The sequence below is a fragment of the Akkermansia sp. KLE1798 genome (assembly GCF_001580195.1).
GTDB classification, from domain to species: domain Bacteria; phylum Verrucomicrobiota; class Verrucomicrobiia; order Verrucomicrobiales; family Akkermansiaceae; genus Akkermansia; species Akkermansia biwaensis.
Genome location: NZ_KQ971081.1, coordinates 21,945 through 40,043, shown reverse-complemented (window position 1 = coordinate 40,043; position 18,099 = coordinate 21,945). Strand labels below are relative to the sequence as shown.

Below are 18,099 nucleotides of genomic sequence, written 5' to 3'. Positions count from 1 at the left end.
ATGGACTTCTTCATCCGGTTAACCTCCCTCATCAAAAAGGAACTGCTGGCCGTGCTCAGGGACAAAAAAAGCCGGCTGGCCCTCATCATCCCTCCCGTCCTCCAAATCTGCATCTTCGGCTACGCAGCCACCATGAACGTCACCCGCGTTCCCTACGCCGTGCTGGACAAGGACGGAGGGGAACTGGCCGCCCAATACATCGCGGACCTGGAGGGAACGGGCATCTTCCGGAGGCAGGCCACGGCGGCCACGGAAAAAGACATCGACCGCCTGATCGACAGCCGGGACATCGTCCTGGGCCTGACCATTCCGGCGGACTTCTCCCGCAACCTGCAAACGGGGCGGCCCGCCTCACTCCAGCTCATTGGAGACGGGCGCAACACGAACACGGCGGCCATCGCCCTTAGCTACGCCCAGCAAATCGCCTCCAGCTTCGGGGCGGAACTCCTCGCCAAAAACGCAGCCGCCTCCCCGGTTGAAATAGAATCCCGCGCCTGGTTCAATCCCAACCTCATCACCCGCTGGTTCATCGTTCCCGGCCTGATCGCCGTGCTCGCCCTCATCGGGTCCGTGCTGTCCGGGGCCCTCTCCATCGCCCGGGAACGGGAGGAAGGCACCTTCGACCAGCTCCTGGTGGCTCCCTACACCCCCCGGGAAATCCTGCTGGGCAAGGGAATATCCACCGTCATCACCTCCATCATGCAGACCTTCTTCATCGTGCTGGTGGCCATGTTCTGGTTCCGCATCCCCTTCCAAGGCTCCATCTGGCTGCTCTCCGGCGCCATTCTTCTCTTCATCATTACGGGAGCGGCCATCGGCCTGTGCATCTCCTCCTTCTCCCAATCCCTGCAGCAGGCCATTGTGGGAACCTTCCTGCTCGTCGTCCCCACGGTCATGCTCTCCGGCTTCGCCACGCCCATCTCCAGCATGCCGGAATTCTTCCAGGACCTCACCCTGCTCAACCCCATGCGGTACGGGCTGGAACTCATCCAGCGCATCTTCCTGGAAGGCGCGGGATTCATGGACCTCTGGCCCCTCTTCGGGGCCATCACGCTCGTTACCATCGGAACCGCCGCGGCCGCCATCTTCTCCTTCCACCGCAAAATCTCCTGACGGAAACCCAGGCTGCTCCCGCCGCCCATCCCTGAATGGCCCCTGCCCCGGGCAACTCTGACGGCCAGCCCTTCATCTGGGGCATCCTCCCTTTCCCCAATCCCGTCACCCGCATAAAAATACTTGCATCCGGCCCGTTTTTTCTATTCTATCTCTCTCGTTCCAACTGGAACATGGGCTCGTCGTTCAATGGATAGGACATCGGTTTCCGGTACCGACGATGTAGGTTCGATTCCTACCGGGCCTACCACTTATTTTTGATTGCAATTGGTTTATTATTAAGTATTAAACTTTCAAAAAAACAGCCTAGTGCAAGATATTCTGCAAGACAAGGCTTGAAAGTTGATAGTCAGGGTATAAAGCCAATATTACCAAAATAGCGCATCGTGAGAAATGGAGCACTTTATATAACACAAGGAAGCCCCGTTCAGAACATGTAATTCCCTGCCTTCGGGAAAAACAGATACCCCTTCTTCTCCTCCCCTTCCTTCCGCTTCCTGACCAGCTCCGAACCGTTCAACTTCCGCAGCAACACGAAGAACGACAACTCGCTCTTCACCTCCATGGTCTCCGGCTCATACGTGTCGTCCAAGCAAACATGCAGGCCGGCAAACAATTCTCCGTCAAACTCATGGCGGAATCCGGCCTCACCCCGGAAGACCTGGCCCCCACAGCAAAGCCCGGAGGGCTACGGCCTCCTCTATATCCTCATGAAAACCGTCGGAAAAGGAAACTATGTTAAAGGTGCTACCGCCCCTATCCTCGATCCGGTCACGAAAGCCCATCGCATGCTCACCGACTCCACCCACCCCGACTACCACATCGTGCAGGCCCCCCACTTCCACGAAATCAACCGCCTTGTCGGATTACCGAAGTAGGAAATATTCTTTACCTTCTGTAATACTTCCCGCACATGAAAGCATGTTTCAGGATTTTATCGTCGTAAAAAGAATTCGATTATAAACAGATAACGAAAAGTCCCGGACTCAGAGAGGGAACTCCTTTCTTGGAAATGGATTCCCTCCATTTAATAATTTTTCCATCATCATCCAAAGTCCATGTTTCTTTCGTATAGCCGGAAATAGGTTCGATTGAGCCATATTTTCCTTTGGGTCCGTTTGGACTGAGCAATGAAAAGGAATAAATCACTTCCACCGTATTTCCTTTTCTTCCGGCAGCTACCATCTCGTATCTTCTCTGAACCCATTTCTGGAATCCTTTGGCAATATCCTTCACAATATCTTCTCTGGATACCTTTTTTCCTTTGATATACTGATAGTCCACCTCATCCGCAAAAAATCCTGCCAGAATATTCACATACCCATTCTGGCGGCATTCGAGATATTCAAGTGGTGAATATTTCCTGCCTGAATGATTGACTGCATTCAGAATCATGGGAGACAGAGCCGGAACTTTCTTTCTGGACACTTGTTCGCGCCATACGGCAATTTTTCCATGATCATCCAAAGTCCATGTTTCTTTAGTAAATCCCTTGGCTTCCTTCTTTGTCTCGTAATTGGACAGACTATACGAATAAACGACCTCAACCGTTTTCCCTTTTCTCCCTGCGGCCAATAAATCATAAGACCTCATCGGCCACTTGCTCCAGCCATCCTCGATGTCAGCGATAACTTCAGAGCGAGAAGCACTCCTGCCCTTGATATACTGGTAATCCACTTCATCGGCAAACATGCTTTTCAGAACATCTACATTGTCAATACCCCCACTGCTATCAGCCTCCTTTCTTGCCGCAATATAGTTCGCAGGATTAATCCCGTCATCACTCATATCGAGAACCCATGTTAATTTTTTCTGTTTGGGATTTGCACTTCGAGCAACCGCAAACTCCTGATCGGGGTCATAAGAAACAAGGCTTGGCTTCTGTTGACCCCTCGTCATTTCCGGAACCTTCCGGGCAATATAATTCTTCAGTTCTCCAATGTTGACGATTCCGTCCGCATTGTCGTCGGCTAATTCATCACGCAACCCTTCAATCAGGCATCTCGTAAAGACACCATTATTCCATTCACCCGATTCCTGAGCAAATTCACCACCTCCGGAAGCACCCAGAATTGCCAGTCCCTCCGTTCCGGAAGAAAGCGAAAACATCTCTTCTATATACCTTTTCTTCTGTTCGGCATCCGGCTGGGGAATTGCTTTTACTTTCATTCCGCGGGTCATAACCAAACTGCTCCCATTCGGAAGCTCCGCTCCCAACCGTGCAAGCTTGGCTTCATCTTCCTCTCCGATCATTCCTGCGTGGCAAGTATCCATCAGTAAAAGGCGATTCCGAGCGTTGCTCGCAGTAAGGCATCCTTTAAGATCGTCTATCAAGATGCCCGTCTCCGCGGGATGTTCGGGATCAAATTCATGGCTGGCAAAAACATACTGCCATTGATCGTCGAGCACACCATGTCCCGCACAATAGAGAATGACGGAATCCCCAGTTTTCGGGCCATTCGACAAAAACTCCCTGACCTGTTCCAAGGAGTTTCGTGTAACGGCTGCATCGGTCAGAGTCAAAACACGTATATTGTTTCCATACAGCGCTTTCATTGTTGAAGTAAAATCAACGGCATCCTTGGCGGCATAGCGTAAATTCAATGAGCTATCCTTATAGGAGGAGACTCCCAGGGAGACCAGATACAATGTTTTCTGGGGAGAGATTCCCTGTCCGATGAGGCGAAATCTGGCAGCGTTACCCATGATGCCATTTGTATCAATTGCACGTATTTCAATCCAGTTGGTACCGTCTGTAATCTCCAGCTCACAATTGATTAAACTGGATTGTCCTGTTGCGACGGGATGTTTAAGTGGAACATTTGTAACCACACCATTAATTTTAAGAGCATATTGATTGATGGGCCTCGCTGTTGCCGTCATGGATATGGGAAGAGAAACAGAAGGAGAAGATGCAAAAAGAGATGGAAGTTGTTTTACTTCCAGCACAGGAAGTTCTGAAGACGAAGGCTCTGAAGTAGATGGATCAAAATGAATTTTCCGATGCCATCTCGCCGTTGCTTCTTTCAGCAATTTGACGCTATCTGGTTCTCCTCCTAATGCCTCCAACACTTCTCCCGGCCTATTCCGCCAACGGGAAAGGCGTTCCATACCGCCCGTTTCGTTACGGTATTGCAGTAGGCTTTCACATCCAGGAGAACCAGTATATAGCCCATTAGGCAAAACGATAGCATACCCACGCTTTGCATAATAAAAGGAAAACATATGCTTCCCTTCTCCTTTCTCATTAATCTGGATGACCTCATAATAACCCATACGAGGAACAAACAGCCATCGCTTGGCTTCTAGCCATAAAGGAGAACCCTCGCGCCAATAGGCTATTTCATGCGATTTCAATGTTTTTGCATCGAATATTACTGCTTGCCCCCCCTTGAAACCGCTGTACAAGAGCAACATTGATTTTTCATTTTTTCCGCAAGGATATAAAGCGGCCAAATCATCGGCAGTCATTTCCCTTCTTTTGGCTTCACCACATTTGGGAATAACTTCTCCTTTTTCTCCATCTCCGTAATACACTGTCTTTCCAGATGGAAAATGGATGCTGATTGTACTGACTAGGCCGTTCACTCTCCTATAGTCATTATGATGAATACCAATTCTCCATCCTTTTGGGGCAATTCCAATACTACCTCCGCCATTCAAAACAGCACCGCTCATTGGTTCACCTACATCAACCCACAAACTTTTTTTAATCTTCAATTCCCCTGTATCCAAATCGTAAACAGAAGGCTTCATACGTAAGATCCATGAATCAATATCATCCTTCCCCTGATGCACATCATTATCTTGAACAAAAATTTCCCTATTCTCAAAATCAACACCCATGATAACTTTGCCTTGAGGCACTTCAAATTTTCTTGTCAATCCTTCTGGTGTAATGTCAAAAACATAGTTTCCAGCCCAAGCTTCTTTTCCCGAAGACGAACAGCCAATACTTTGGGGGCATGGAAAGGAAAGATAGTTCTCGTCTTTTCCAATAATAGAAAATAAAGAATTTGTCCCTTTCGAAATTACCCACATGGTACTTGCCGGGGCAGCTCCAAACCCGATAATTGATTTTCCCGGCACCTCCAATGTTTCATATTTTAAATTACTAAAGTCCAGATGATTAACAACATTACTCCCATCCGAGAATGCAATACTGGATGCAGTTCTGCCATTCCCTATCGAAATTTTACGACTTGCAAACAAATTTTTTGGATTCCAGATTTTTTTGTATTCTTCATGTTTTCTAATAATCTCACGCTCCATTTCTTCCCAATATCCAACCTTTAAATGTTCCTTGTTCGTATTGATTGATCGAACTACCACAGGCGACTTCAGAAAAGGTTTATTAAATGTAAAAACATCAAATGTTTTTCGCATCGGCCCCCATCCCAAACGTAGTTCCAATACGTCCCCGTTCCATGACATTTCCTTTCCTGTCAACCAAGCACTCACAAAGGACATTGAGCATCCTTGAAAAGTATTTGCATCCAGTAGAGCAATATAAATCTCTCGATAACTATTATTTGGAGCAATATCGTCATAAGAAAAAGCAAATAAATCAGCATTCTTATTCAGTTCAATCTGATTCGGAGCAGACGACATATAAAAAATAGGATTTAATGTTCTAGAATCATAGAATACTGTGCGATAATTATTAATTTTCGAAATATTAAATTCATCATTAAATTCATTTTTCTTTAAATTTTCCTCCGAGGCAGAGCTCCTTTCACTAATACTTTCCGATATGATAATATACCGTTCGTCTGCGTAAAGTAAGTTTCCTCTACCATTTCTCAATAAATTGGAAGAAACGGAAATATCCTTCTTCATGTCCAAATCACTGAACAATTGAATATTCAAAAAATCTTTTGTTTCGTTTCCAAAATTATTATCAAGAGGATCTATGGCATCATCTTTTATAACAACAGCATCTACTTTGCACAAACAAAGAAACAAAATAAAACATACGCAATATAATAAATGAATATAACTCTTCATAAAAATCTCCTCGTATTTTTTATTTGCAAAAACATCATTGTTTTGGATACGTACTTACTATGATATGCGCTTCTCCCCATTGGGTTTTACCTGTCTGCGATTTTTGAATGGCGGCATTGGCTTTCTTGACGAACATCCCGCGAGTTGTTGCGGCATAAGGATCCTCATCAGTAGTATGTGACACCATATCCTTGATTTCGCGGTGCAAAGCGTTTTCATCAGTACAGGCTACCACCTGCACAACATCTGATCCAAAAGGTTCACCTATTTCAATTTCGAATCCGGATTTCTGCGCACCGGGAACCTCTATCGTCTTATCGGCTTGAATCAGTGTATCCTTGTGCCACTGGTTCGGGAATAATACGACACTTGTTCCGTCACTTTGATGGCAAATCACGGCGATATGGCAGTTCCGGTCGGCTTTGAGACGGAACGATACAGTATCTCCTTCTTTGTAAATCCTTTCGCCGTCGTTCGTTCTTAATTTCAGCGCGATTTCATGTTTGGTTTTCAACAAATTTTTTTGACAGACCTCTTCAATCCCCTGTTGAGAAGTCTCTACATTTTGAGGCATAATCCACTCCGACTTGAGATGATTCTCATTCTTTTTTCCTTGGGGATAAACAACACTTGCAAAGTCCTTCAATGGACAAACGGTTTTTGTTTTGTCAACTTTTCCTCCTTGCAGCCAAGCCACTTCCGTATAAATTACAACATGATCACCCTCTACATAAAAACGCCCTCGTACAATCCCTTCAATACCGTTTATTTTCAGGTGATCTACTTTGGTGCCCGGTTCAATAAAGTCATATTCTTTTTGAAATTGCGCCTCCTCTTCTAGATCGGATAACCGGTTGCGTGCAACAACTTCGATGCCATTGCATTGAGATAATTTCATCTCTATTTCTTCTCTGAGTTTGGAAGAAAAAGGCGACATCATCTCCGTATCCTGATATAGAAAATTACCAACTCCCAATCTGATAGGTTCCTTCTCGGAAGAAATGGATAAATTTAAATCTTCTATAAGTTTGGGAAAGGGATCCACCTGCACAGCCGCCGAGCAACAACTAACACCACATACTATAAACAAAAAAAATGAATTAAACATCTTCATTTCGTTTAATTTTTTTAATTATTATTCTTATTAATCCTGAAATAGTAATTGGAAGAATTTTTAAAAAATTCCATACACTTACCCTTATTCTTCTCACAGAAAGAGTAGATGGCGTAAGTAAAGCAATCAAAACTGCTTGCCAATATTTTTCAAAAAAATTTTCTTGAGAAAAATTTACAGAAGTAATTTTATTTGGAATATTCAACACCTTAACTTCTTCCCCATTCTCCCGAAAAGAAAGATAATGAGCATCTGATCGATCCAATTTGAATCCTGTTATTGTTTTTTGAACCAGAGAAGCTAGATCAAGAGATTTGAGTTTGGTCTGGCATTCCAGTACGGAAATCCCTGCGGCATCCACACTACAGACCCTTGGCTCATTGATGCCGGAAAAGGAAGACAATGCGTTCTTCAATAAATTCGCTTTTTCAAGATCAAGTCCTACAAATTCCATACGATATAGTTCTCCCAAATGCTTTTCTGAGATCCAGTGGGATTCCATCTTCCGAAAAAGTTCGTCAGCTCCAATTGATTCCTCACTGCCCTTCATCAAACGGTTGATCGCTTCTCTCGTGGCTGCCTGTTCGGAAACAACATTCCTGACTAGTATATCCTGAGGAGGAATCACGGTGGTAGCGATCACCTCGCCAGTGGCTGCTTCAATAACAGACATATCCATTCCTAAAGAAAACCTGATTCCATCCTTACTATCGTATAACCCTTTTTCCTTTTCCTGATGGCCCGATACTTTTCCTTGAATAAAATAATCATAATTGGAGATAATCCCTTCCTTTCGCAAACTAGCCTCATTATTTCTCCCTAAAAGATCTGCTCTCTTGGCAGCAAGCGCACCAGCTCTTTCTGCTTCAACAACTCGAATCCCGTAGTTGGCAGATCTTTCCTTAACCCAATTGGAAGCAGATTTCTCATCTTTTATCCCATTGATTTCTTCTTGAATATCAATTATAACGCGAGGTTTCTCGATTAATTTTACATCATTAATGGAATTTCCCGAAAATCCATATGATACAAGAAAAAAACAACAAATAATAATAAAAGAAATATAAATGGAGTTGTAAATTTTCATAAACTCAATTTTATCTATAAGCCAAAATCCCGATTGAAGCTTCAAAAAAGAAGGTATGCGTAATTCATATTAGAGAGATATAAACGACAAAATGTTTCCATGGTCCTATGTAGATCATTTTAGCGAATACTGGTATATTCTCTAAAAAACAATAATTTTTAGAATATAGAAAGTCAAACAATATATCCAACAAATATGATAACGATTACAAAATATTATGTATTCATAAATAATAATATCAAAATGTGTATTATATCGAATTCTATTTCACGAAACGCTTTTGTTGGGTCTTTGATGCCATATATCTTTTACTTCTTTTCCCTATTCTTCCTCAATAACCACGAATAGCCGTGCGTTGAAAAAGCCGGCGTGGCATTCCGGCCCGATCGTCGAAAAATCTGAACGCCGGGTACTATGGGACAAAAATACCGGTGCCGCCATCTTGCAAACACGGGCGAAATGAACGGTATTTCCCAACATGGTAAAAAAATCTTTGACATCCATAAGATCATTCCGTAACTAATTGCGTAATCAATTACGTTTTTAACAACATAAAAACCGCATATGGATTTTTTCAACCAGACGGGCAAAATGGCCATTGGAAGCAGACTGCGCATGCTGACGGACAAGATAACAAATGACGCCGAACTGATTTACGGCATGTACGGCGTGGACATCCGCCCGAAATGGTTTTCCGTCTTCTTTGTGCTGTCCCGCGGCGGGGCGAAGACCATTACCGCGATCGCCAGGGAAATAGGACATTCGCATCCGTCCGTCAGCAACATCGTAAAAGAAATGGGCGCAAGGGGGCTGGTGAAAGAAACGAGGGACAAATCGGACGGAAGAAGAAACATGGTCACGTTGTCCTCCAAAGGAAAAAAAATGGCCGGAATCATGGCCGAATGCTATCCCGACGTTGAGGCCGCCGTGGAACAAATCGCCCGGCAGGCCCGGAACGACCTGTGGCGGGCCATTGAAGAATGGGAAGACCTGCTGTCGGAAAAAACATTATTCGAACGGGTAAAAGAAGCCAAAAAGGAGAGGGAGGGAAAAGACATCGCCATCATTCCCTATGAGCCCCGCTACCAATCCGCTTTCAAGGCTCTCAATGAAGAATGGATCACCGCCCACTGGGAAATGGAAGAACCCGACCACAAGGCGCTGGACCACCCGCAGGAATACATTCTGGACAAGGGAGGCCATATTTTCATTGCCCTGTACAGGAATGAACCTGTCGGCGTATGCGCTCTGTGCAAAAAAGACGATCCGGAACATGAATATGAACTGGCCAAGCTCGCAGTCAGTCCCGGGGTGCAGGGAAAAGGAATCGGTGTATTGCTGTGCCGGACCGTCATCGGCAAGGCAAAAGAACTGGGATGCAAAAAAATCTTTCTGGAAAGCAACACGCTTCTGCGCCCGGCCATACGGCTCTACAGAAAACTGGGGTTCAAGGAAATTCCGAAAAGCCATCCGGCCTACGAAAGAGTCGATATTCAAATGGAACTGGTGATAGACTGACCATTTGCCGCAACTTCTGCGGCTATCCGTGATCCATGTACCCTCGGCGAATCTCCTCCCTTCCTCCGGGATGCGGCAGAAATGAAGCAGCCCGTTTTGAGCCTGTGCTGGCCGGAATCAATCCTCCCCGTTCTGTTTCGGAAACAGGTCATCAAGCAATTTGAGCATATCCCGGGCGTCCTCCAGGCCTTGTTCCGCCGCCTTGGCAATCCATTTTCTGCCTTCTGCCTCATCCTGCTCAGTTCCGTTCCCTGTCAGGTAAAGCAGCCCCAGCCCGAACTGGGCAGCCGGAACGTTCTGTTCCGCCGCTTTCCCGTACCATTTCACAGCTTCACGGTAATCCTGCTCCACGCCTGTACCTTTCAGGTACATCCGCGCCAAATGATACTGGGCGTTTGAATTTCCCTGCCGGGCGGACGCCAGATACCATTTGAAGGACTCTTTCAAATCCTTCTCCACTCCCTGCCCCCCTTCATACATGGTCCCGAGATTGTCTTGAGCCGTGGCATATCCCTGTTCCGCCGCAAGGACGTACCATTTGCACGCTTCCTTCAAATCCTTCTGCACCCCGTCTCCCGCCTCATACATGGTCCCCAGATTGTTTTGAGCCGCGGGATGCCCCTGTTCCGCCGCAAGGGCATACCATTTGCACGCTTCCTTTACATCCTTATCAACACCCTTGCCATTCTCATACAGAAGCCCCAGCCGATACCGGGCGTCATTCTCTCCCTGGACGGCAGCCAGGGAAAACCATTGGAACGCCTTTTTCAGATCCTTTTCCGCACCTTGTCCATATTCATACAGGAGTCCCAGATTTTTCTGAGCGGAAGAATTGCCTTGCGCGGCGGAAAGAGAAAACCATTGGAACGCCTCCTTTGGATCCTGCGGAACGCCACGACCGTAATAATACATGGCTCCTAGATTGTTTTGCGCCCATGCGTTTTCCTGCCGGGCGGCGGCGGAAAACCACTTGAACGCTTCTTTCAAATTCTGCGGGATTCCCATTCCCCTCTCATACATGACTCCCACGTTGTTTTGGCCGTCGGCCTCTCCCTGCTGCGCGGCGGACAAATACAGATCGAATGCCTTTTTTAAATCCTGCCGAACTCCTCTTCCCGTCTTATACATCTTTCCGAGGTTGCTCTGGGCCATTCCATACCCCTGCGCCGCAGCCAGGGAATATAATTCAAACGCCTTCTTCAAATCCTGCCGGACTCCGAGACCCCGGTCATACAGGGTTCCCAGATTATTTTGAGCAGCAAAATATCCCTGCCGGGCAGCGGCGGAGAACCATTTGAAGGCTTCCTTGAAATCCTGGGGAACCCCAAGCCCCCGCTCATAGAGAATCCCCAGATTGTTCTGGGCATCGGCAAGTCCCTGCTGGGCGGACAAGGTATACCACCTGGAAGCCTCCTTGAAATCCTGTTCCATGCCCAGCCCTTCCGTACAACAGAGGCCAAGCAGGTTCTGCGACTGGGGTATTCCGCGCATAGCCGCCAGAGTCAGCCATTTGACCGCCTTCTTTAAATCCTTCTCCGTCCCCACTCCCTTATAATAGAAATTCCCCACATTGTGCTGGGCCGGCGCATATTCCTGCCGGGCTGCCAGCAGGTACCATTCAAAAGCCTTTTGTGCATCCTGTTCCACCCCTTCCCCGCATTCATGCATCACCCCAAGATAAAACTGGCTTTCCGGATCCCCCTGCTGCGCGGCACGGGAAAACCATTGAAACGCTTCTTTCAGATCTTTCCCCACCCCTCTCCCGATATAATAACAAACTCCGGTCAGGAACTGTGCCCTGGCATTCCCCTGCCGGGCTGATGCCATAACGGAATCCGCCATGCTGCGGAAAAGAAAGAAAGACGGTCCCTTCCCCTCTTCAACGGGAGGAAGGGAGGGAAGCGTCCCGGAAGCAGGCGCCGAAGGAACAAGCAGCATCAGCGCGGCCGTGAATTTGACGGCAAACCTGGATAACCGCAGCCTCCGACCGCAGGACGCCAAAGCAAAAACGCGCCTGCAACATGAATTGAAATAACCAGACATCATAGGAACTACCGGACTTTTTTAACCGAAGACGGAGTTCGACCATATGCCGGACAGACATATAATCATTCCGTAAAGAACAGGTTATGTACCAATAACCCCAAAAACAGGAGAAATCAAGAGCATACCTTCCGCATTTCTCCTCCCCGTCCGAATATCCGGCCTCCCTTTCTCCCGTTTCCCCTTTTATTTTCCTCTTCCGGAACAATGCTTCAGTCCTCATCCTGCCTTCCGGCCATCTCGCGGTGTCTGCGGGCCAGAAAAAATCCGGTGGCCGCCCACAGGGCGGAAATGGCGGCCCCGCCCAGCATGGCAAGCGGAGAATGGCCGCCCAGCACGTCAAGTGAACGTTTCAGCCATGCGCTCGCGGCGTCCCCGCCGCGGTATAGCACCGTATCTATAAAGCTTTTGGCCTTGTACTTTTCCTCCGGAGACAGCACGGAATTCAGCATTTCGCGTCCAGGCCGCACCAAGCCGTATTCTCCAATGCGGCGCGCTACCATCACGATGGCCGCCACGGCAAAGACCGGAGAAAAAGCCATCCAGACAAATCCCACGGAAATGAGGACCGGAACCGCCGCCAGCAGTGCGGACAGTCCAAACCTCCGGACAATGCGCCCGGCAAAAAACACCTGCAGCAGCATGGTACTTCCCTGAACAATGACATCAAGGATTCCGAACACCCGGGTCTGCCGGACAGGATCGGGAAAGGCGGAAGCCACAGCCCGCATCAGTTCAAAATACAGGAAGGTGTTGGTGCTGGCCAGAAGAACGATGAACAGCCCGATCCCCATCAGAAAGGGGGAACGGAACACGGCGGAAGCCCCGGTAAACGGGTTGCCGCCAAGGGGGCGCGCCCGGCAATCCTCCGGAAAAGGCGCGCCTGCATCCCCTCCGCTGGCCGGATTCCCGTCCCGCCAGCGGTGCAGATACATTCCCGCCAGAACCGCCAGCCCCAGAAGAACGGCCGCCGCGGCAAACAGCCACACGCTCTCCACTGCTCCGGCCAGAGTTGCCGTCACGGCAGGCCCCAGCACGGCTCCCAGGCTGCTGCCGCTGGCCACCAGCGCGAACAGGCGTTTTACCTGGCCGCCCCTCATCACATCCGCCAGCACGCTCCATGCCACGGATACGGCCAGCAGGTTGAAAACGGACAGCCACACGTAAAACGCCCGTGCCGTCCAGGCACTGTCCGGACACGCCAGCATCAGCGCGGCAAATACTCCCAGATTGAGGATGAAGAATCCGTACGTCCACGGAAGGATGGACCTTCTCGGCACGCGGCAGGCAATCCACCCGAACAACATCTGGAACAGGAGGGACGCCCCAAACGTAGCCGTAAACAGCCACTGCAAATTCCGGACTCCGCCCGCAATGCCCATCATTTCCCGGACCGGGCGCAGCATGGAATACGCCAGGAACAGCAGAAAAAACAGCAGAATGCCTCCGGCAGCGGCGGGCAGCTCGGCCCCATCCACATTCAAGACCCTTCGCAGCAGGCGCCCCAGGCTTCCCCTCTTCCAGTTGGACATGCCCGCAATGTACCATATTCCGTACAAACGCCTAATCCCAATTAATCCCCTCCCCTGAATTTCCTTCTCCGTTTACCGGCATTCCCGGTTCAAACCGGAAGAAGGAGGACGCCCATAAAAAAGGAATCCGCACATTCCCTTAAAGACGGATGAAAACCGCACCTTCCGGAATAGTGAACAGCACCTCCCTTCATCCGGATTCCCGGTTCCTGGTTTTCTTCTGTGTTGCATGCGTGATTCCTCCTTTTGAAGCATCCATTTCCCACTGGAAACATAAATTCCGGCAACATCCCCTTTTTCCCCGTCCAACTGGACTGGAAAGGGAAACCGTGGTATCGTGGGCCGTCTTCTCCGTCCACCCATCCGTCCCCGGCCGGAACACGGACATTCCCCATGAAACAGAGAAAAATCATCCATGTGGACATGGACGCCTTTTACGCATCCATCGAACAGCGGGACCATCCGGAATACCGCGGCAAGCCCATTGCCGTAGGGCGTGCGGAAATGCGCGGAGTGGTGGCGGCGGCCAGTTATGAAGCGCGCCGCTTCGGGGTCCGGTCCGCCATGCCTTCCATGAAGGCGATCAAACTTTGCCCCAAGCTTATCTTCACCCGCAACCGCATGGACGTGTATAAAGCCGTTTCCGCCCAAATCCACGAGATTTTCCACCGCTACACGGACCTGGTGGAGCCTCTTTCCCTGGACGAAGCCTTTCTGGATGTCACGGAAAACAAGCCGGGAATCCCGCTGGCCGTGGAAATCGCCCGGCGCATCAAAAATGAAATTCGGCAGGAACTGCGCCTGACGGCCTCCGCGGGGGTATCCTACAATAAATTCCTCGCCAAAATCGCTTCCGACTACCGCAAGCCGGACGGCCTGTTCACTATTCACCCCTCCCGCGCCGCGGAATTCATCGCCCGCCTGCCCATCGAATCCTTCTGGGGCGTGGGGCAAGCCACCGCCGCACGCATGCACTCCCTGTCCATCACCAACGGAGCCCAGCTCAGGGAACGGGACCAGGAATTCCTGGTCCGCCACTTTGGAAAAATCGGCATCCTGTTCTACAACTTCGCCCGCGGCATTGACGAGCGCCCCGTGGAATCATCCCGCATCCGCAAATCCGTGGGCTGCGAGCAAACCTACCGTGAAGACGTCACCAAGACCCAGGCCCTGGAAAACAGCCTCCCCATTCTGGCGGAAGAACTGGCGGGGCGCCTGGCGCGCTCCGGATTCCGGGGCAATACCCTGACCCTGAAAATCAAATTCCCGGACTTCGTCCAGAAATCCCGGAGCATCACCGTTCCGGACTGCCTGACGGACATGGAAGACATCCTGCCCCTGGCGCGCACGATGATGGAAGAACTGGATTCCGGAGACAGCACCTTCCGCCTTCTGGGCCTGTCCGTCTCCAACCCTTTGGAAGAACATCCTCCGGGCGTCTGGGAACAGCTTTGGCTGGATTTGGAATACTAATACCTCCACAGACTCCCATATTTTCTGGTTTCTTCCCTAAAAAAGAACCTTATACACAAGATATCGTGCCATGAATGAGCGAAACCGCATCTGCTCCGGTCTTACCCCCGTATGAATACGGAAGAACGGAAACACTGGATATCATGGATGGCGACGATCGCGGAAGGCGTGGCGGGCGTCATGGCCGTGGAAGGGGGAGTTCCCGCCTCCCAGAGCGTGCCTGACCCCGGCCCCTCCCGCAGGCGGCATCCGCTGACTGAAACGGAAAAGCGCATCATTGAGCATCAGGGAACGGAACCTCCCTTTTCCGGGAGATTCGTCAGCTTTTTCGAGCAGGGCACCTATGTCTGCCGCAAATGCGGGGAACCCCTGTTCCGGTCAGAAGACAAATTCGATGCCGGCTGCGGATGGCCCTGCTTTGACGACTCCCTGCCGGACGCCGTCCGGAGCATCCGCCAGAACTCCGGACAGCGCACGGAAATCACCTGCGCCCACTGCGGCGGCCACCTGGGGCACCTCTTCAGCGGCGAACGGATGACTCCGAAAAACATGCGCTATTGCGTCAATTCCCTTTCCCTGGATTTCCAGCCCGCGCCGCAACCGGTCATCGCCGGGCACATGTCCTGAGAACGGGAAAAGGAGCGGCCGGGACGCACGCCGGGAGTGCCGTCAGGGTACTCCTGCCGCATTCCGGTTTCCGGGCAGGCGTTTCGCTGAAACATCTATTCTCCCTCCCGCGTAATGACGTATCATGGGAATGTCCATCATACGCATCATTCCGGTCCTGCTGGCGCTCTTCCCTGCCCCATTGCCGGCGGCAGTTCCCAGAATCGCCATTCTGGGGGACAGCATCCCTTACGCCGGCTACTGGCCGGCTCTCCTGGAATCCGGCCTGCGGCGGAATTCCGCCTATAGAAACGCGGAAATCGTCAACTTTTCCCTCCCCAGTGAAACGGCCTCCGGACTTTCCGAGCCGGGCCATGCGGCAGGAGCCTTTCCCCGCCCCTGCATCCACGACCGGCTGGACGCCATCCTTTCCCGGTACAAACCTACCCTGGTCATCGCCTGCTACGGCATGAACGACGGCATGATGCAGCCTTTTTCCGAGGCCAACTTTCAAGCCTACCAGCAAGGCATGGAACGGCTGAAAGCGAAGACGGAGTCCGCCGGAGCCCGGTTCATCGCCGTGACGCCACCCCTTTACATGGCGGACACGCCGGAAAAAGATTCCGCCCGCTACAACGCGGTTCTGGACATTTATGCCGAATGGCTGAACGGGCAGAAAAAGAAAGGCTGGCTGGTAGCGGACATGCGTCCCGGACTTTCCCGCCAAATCAGGGCGGCCAAAGAAAAGAACCCCCGATTCATGTATGCCCCGGACGGCGTCCATCCCGGCCCGGAAGGCCATTTGATGATTGCCCGGTCCGTCTGGCCCGCAATAGCTTCTTTCCTGAATCTTTCCCCGAACGTCCGTTTCGCGGAAGGAGATGCCTTCAACAAAATCCTGGAACGGCACAACCTCTTCAAACTGGCCTGGCTGTCGGAAACGGGCCATAAGCGTCCCGGTATTCCCGCCGGCGTCCCCATCGCCGAACTGCCCCGCATCGCGGAAGATGTCTGGACCAAGACAGCCCCAGAACCCGGGGCGGACCCTCACTCCCGCAACCTGAAAAATACGGTCCCCGTCGTGGACTTCATCCTGGATGCCCTCCGGAAAACGGGCGCTTCCATGCTCCGGGAGAACAAGGAGCCCGCACGCACGGGACCGGAAAAGGCTTCTTGAAAGAACCTCTTTCAGACCATGCTTCCGGCCTTCAGGACCGCAGGGGGATTAGCTTGACCTTTACCGGAATGTCGTTTACTTTGGTTCGAGCATTATTTGCAACCACTCACACTTATTATGACCGACCGCAGAATTGTTATCACCGGCATCGGAGTGATCAGCCCCCTGGGCAATGATCTTGCAAGCACCTGGGAAGCCATGAAGGCCGGACGCAGTGGGATTGACACCATCAAATCCATGGACGTCTCCGATTATTCCACGAAGATCGCCGGTGAAGTCAAGGATTTCGACCCCACCCCCTACTTCAAGACTCCGAAGGACGCCCGCCGCGTGGACCGCTTCACGCACTTTGCCATGGGTGCGGCCGGAATGGCTCTGAAGGACTCCGGCATGGATTTGGAAGCCGTGGACAAGACGCGCATCGGCGTCATGGTCGGGAGCGGCATCGGCGGCCTGGGCACGCTGGAAAGCCAGCACGCCACTCTTATTTCCAAGGGACCGGCCCGCGTGTCCCCCTTCATGATCCCGTACATGATCAGCAACATCGCCTCCGGCCTCATTTCCATGGAATACGGTTTCGGCGGTCCCAACATGTCCATCGTTACGGCCTGCGCCACCTCCAACCACAACATCGGGGAAGCATGGCGCATCATGAAATTCGGCGATGCGGACGTCATGGTCTGCGGCGGGGCGGAAGCCACCATCCTGCCTACGGGCGTAGCGGGCTTCAGCAACATGAAGGCCCTCAGCTCACGCAACGACGAACCCCAGCGCGCTTCCCGCCCGTATGATGTGGACCGCGACGGCTTCGTGATGGGTGAAGGCGCGGGCGTCGTCATTCTGGAAACGCTGGAACACGCCCAAAAACGCGGCGCCAAAATCTATGCGGAACTCGTCGGCTACGGCATCTCCGCAGACGCCTACCACCTCACCGCTCCGGACCCCGAAGGCCGCGGAGCCGCACGTTGCATGCAGATGGCCCTGGACCACGCGGGCATGAAGCCGGAAGACATCGACTACATCAACACGCACGGCACCTCCACGCCGCTGGGCGACATCTGCGAAACGAAGGCCATCAAGGCCGTCTTCGGCGACCACGCCAAAAATGGCCTGCTGATCAGCTCCACCAAATCCATGACCGGGCACCTTCTCGGCGCCGCAGGCGGCGTGGAACTGGCGGCCTGCCTCATGGCCATGCAGGACGGCATTATTCCGCCCACCATCAACGTGGACAACCAGGACCCGGAATGCGACCTGGACTGCGTGCCCAACAAGGCGCGTGAAGCCAGGGTGGACGCCGCACTGAGCAACTCCTTCGGGTTCGGCGGCCACAACTCTTCCGTCATCGTGAAGAAATTCGCCTGATTCCTTCCGGAACCCGGAATCTTCCCGGCGGAAGTGCCGATGCTTGTGTTTCACCGCAATCATC

Annotated in this window: 13 protein-coding genes and 1 tRNA gene; 8 read left to right on the top strand and 6 right to left on the bottom strand. The window is 51.1% G+C overall.

Annotated features, from left to right (window positions below; all coding sequences use genetic code 11):
* Both HMPREF3039_RS04990 and HMPREF3039_RS04985 read left to right on the top strand, forming a co-directional pair.
* Entirely contained in the window at positions 1-1,113 is a 1,113-nt protein-coding gene (locus HMPREF3039_RS04990) for an ABC transporter permease (protein ID WP_067571122.1), read from the top strand.
* Between the two features lie 175 nt (positions 1,114-1,288).
* Positions 1,289-1,363, top strand: a tRNA-Arg gene (locus HMPREF3039_RS04985).
* A gap of 177 nt (positions 1,364-1,540) precedes the next feature.
* Here the strand turns inward: HMPREF3039_RS04985 and HMPREF3039_RS04980 are convergent.
* Positions 1,541-1,705: a hypothetical protein gene (locus HMPREF3039_RS04980; protein WP_156469848.1), complete on the bottom strand. Its 165-nt coding sequence runs from the start codon at positions 1,703-1,705 to the stop codon at positions 1,541-1,543.
* 118 nt (positions 1,706-1,823) lie between these two features.
* Between HMPREF3039_RS04980 and HMPREF3039_RS13635 the strand changes: the two genes are divergently transcribed.
* A complete protein-coding gene (locus tag HMPREF3039_RS13635; RefSeq protein ID WP_156469849.1) occupies positions 1,824-1,991 on the top strand; it encodes a hypothetical protein in 168 nt (55 codons plus the stop codon).
* Between the two features lie 79 nt (positions 1,992-2,070).
* On the opposite strand, the gene HMPREF3039_RS04970 is transcribed toward HMPREF3039_RS13635, so the two are convergent.
* From HMPREF3039_RS04970 to HMPREF3039_RS04960, 3 genes are read right to left on the bottom strand one after another with little or no spacing between them, the layout of a single operon-like run.
* Positions 2,071-6,120 carry a caspase family protein gene (locus HMPREF3039_RS04970; RefSeq protein WP_082770090.1) on the bottom strand — a complete coding sequence of 1,350 codons (4,050 nt, stop codon included), beginning with the start codon at positions 6,118-6,120 and terminating at the stop codon, positions 2,071-2,073.
* Positions 6,121-6,154: 34 nt separating this feature from the next.
* Positions 6,155-7,228 (bottom strand): DUF4384 domain-containing protein, encoded by a 1,074-nt coding sequence (locus HMPREF3039_RS04965; RefSeq protein WP_167506736.1) that lies wholly within the window; start codon positions 7,226-7,228, stop codon positions 6,155-6,157.
* Complete coding sequence (locus HMPREF3039_RS04960; RefSeq protein WP_147549651.1) at positions 7,221-8,321, bottom strand: hypothetical protein; 1,101 nt, start codon at positions 8,319-8,321, stop codon at positions 7,221-7,223. Before HMPREF3039_RS04960 ends, HMPREF3039_RS04965 begins: the two co-directional genes overlap by 8 nt.
* Positions 8,322-8,885: 564 nt before the next feature.
* Between HMPREF3039_RS04960 and HMPREF3039_RS04955 the strand changes: the two genes are divergently transcribed.
* Positions 8,886-9,839, top strand: coding sequence for a bifunctional helix-turn-helix transcriptional regulator/GNAT family N-acetyltransferase (locus tag HMPREF3039_RS04955; protein ID WP_067571112.1), 954 nt, complete (start codon positions 8,886-8,888; stop codon positions 9,837-9,839).
* 117 nt (positions 9,840-9,956) lie between these two features.
* Here the strand turns inward: HMPREF3039_RS04955 and HMPREF3039_RS04950 are convergent, their stop codons facing one another.
* Both HMPREF3039_RS04950 and HMPREF3039_RS04940 read right to left on the bottom strand, forming a co-directional pair.
* Positions 9,957-11,681 carry an SEL1-like repeat protein gene (locus HMPREF3039_RS04950; RefSeq protein ID WP_067571109.1) on the bottom strand — a complete coding sequence of 575 codons (1,725 nt, stop codon included), beginning with the start codon at positions 11,679-11,681 and terminating at the stop codon, positions 9,957-9,959.
* Between the two features lie 413 nt (positions 11,682-12,094).
* Entirely contained in the window at positions 12,095-13,414 is a 1,320-nt protein-coding gene (locus tag HMPREF3039_RS04940) for an NTP/NDP exchange transporter (RefSeq protein WP_067571694.1), read from the bottom strand.
* Between the two features lie 393 nt (positions 13,415-13,807).
* Here HMPREF3039_RS04940 and dinB point away from each other — a divergent pair, with 393 nt between their 5' ends.
* The 4 genes from dinB to fabF all read left to right on the top strand — a co-directional run bounded on the left by dinB (position 13,808) and on the right by fabF (position 18,035).
* A complete protein-coding gene (dinB, locus tag HMPREF3039_RS04930; protein ID WP_067571104.1) occupies positions 13,808-14,887 on the top strand; it encodes a DNA polymerase IV in 1,080 nt (359 codons plus the stop codon).
* Between the two features lie 111 nt (positions 14,888-14,998).
* Entirely contained in the window at positions 14,999-15,514 is a 516-nt protein-coding gene (gene msrB / locus HMPREF3039_RS04925) for a peptide-methionine (R)-S-oxide reductase MsrB (RefSeq protein ID WP_231863849.1), read from the top strand.
* A gap of 124 nt (positions 15,515-15,638) precedes the next feature.
* The gene (locus HMPREF3039_RS04920; RefSeq protein WP_067571102.1) at positions 15,639-16,670 is read left to right on the top strand and encodes a DUF459 domain-containing protein; all 1,032 of its coding nucleotides are present in this window, start codon (positions 15,639-15,641) and stop codon (positions 16,668-16,670) included.
* A gap of 117 nt (positions 16,671-16,787) precedes the next feature.
* Positions 16,788-18,035 (top strand): beta-ketoacyl-ACP synthase II, encoded by a 1,248-nt coding sequence (fabF, locus tag HMPREF3039_RS04915; RefSeq protein WP_067571100.1) that lies wholly within the window; start codon positions 16,788-16,790, stop codon positions 18,033-18,035.
* The last annotated feature ends 64 nt before the right edge of the window (positions 18,036-18,099 follow it).

Bases quoted from the DNA above. Each gene is read 5' to 3' on its own strand.
- fabF (WP_067571100.1), top strand. From the start codon at position 16,788: ATGACCGACCGCAGAATTGTTATCACCGGCATCGGAGTGATCAGCCCC.
- HMPREF3039_RS04990 (WP_067571122.1), top strand. From the start codon at position 1: ATGGACTTCTTCATCCGGTTAACCTCCCTCATCAAAAAGGAACTGCTG.
- dinB (WP_067571104.1), top strand. From the start codon at position 13,808: ATGAAACAGAGAAAAATCATCCATGTGGACATGGACGCCTTTTACGCA.
- HMPREF3039_RS04955 (WP_067571112.1), top strand. From the start codon at position 8,886: ATGGATTTTTTCAACCAGACGGGCAAAATGGCCATTGGAAGCAGACTG.
- HMPREF3039_RS04970 (WP_082770090.1), bottom strand. From the start codon at position 6,120: ATGAAGAGTTATATTCATTTATTATATTGCGTATGTTTTATTTTGTTT.
- HMPREF3039_RS04950 (WP_067571109.1), bottom strand. From the start codon at position 11,681: ATGGCGGATTCCGTTATGGCATCAGCCCGGCAGGGGAATGCCAGGGCA.
- HMPREF3039_RS04920 (WP_067571102.1), top strand. From the start codon at position 15,639: ATGGGAATGTCCATCATACGCATCATTCCGGTCCTGCTGGCGCTCTTC.
- HMPREF3039_RS13635 (WP_156469849.1), top strand. From the start codon at position 1,824: ATGAAAACCGTCGGAAAAGGAAACTATGTTAAAGGTGCTACCGCCCCT.
- msrB (WP_231863849.1), top strand. From the start codon at position 14,999: ATGAATACGGAAGAACGGAAACACTGGATATCATGGATGGCGACGATC.
- HMPREF3039_RS04965 (WP_167506736.1), bottom strand. From the start codon at position 7,228: ATGTTTAATTCATTTTTTTTGTTTATAGTATGTGGTGTTAGTTGTTGC.
- HMPREF3039_RS04960 (WP_147549651.1), bottom strand. From the start codon at position 8,321: ATGAAAATTTACAACTCCATTTATATTTCTTTTATTATTATTTGTTGT.
- HMPREF3039_RS04940 (WP_067571694.1), bottom strand. From the start codon at position 13,414: ATGTCCAACTGGAAGAGGGGAAGCCTGGGGCGCCTGCTGCGAAGGGTC.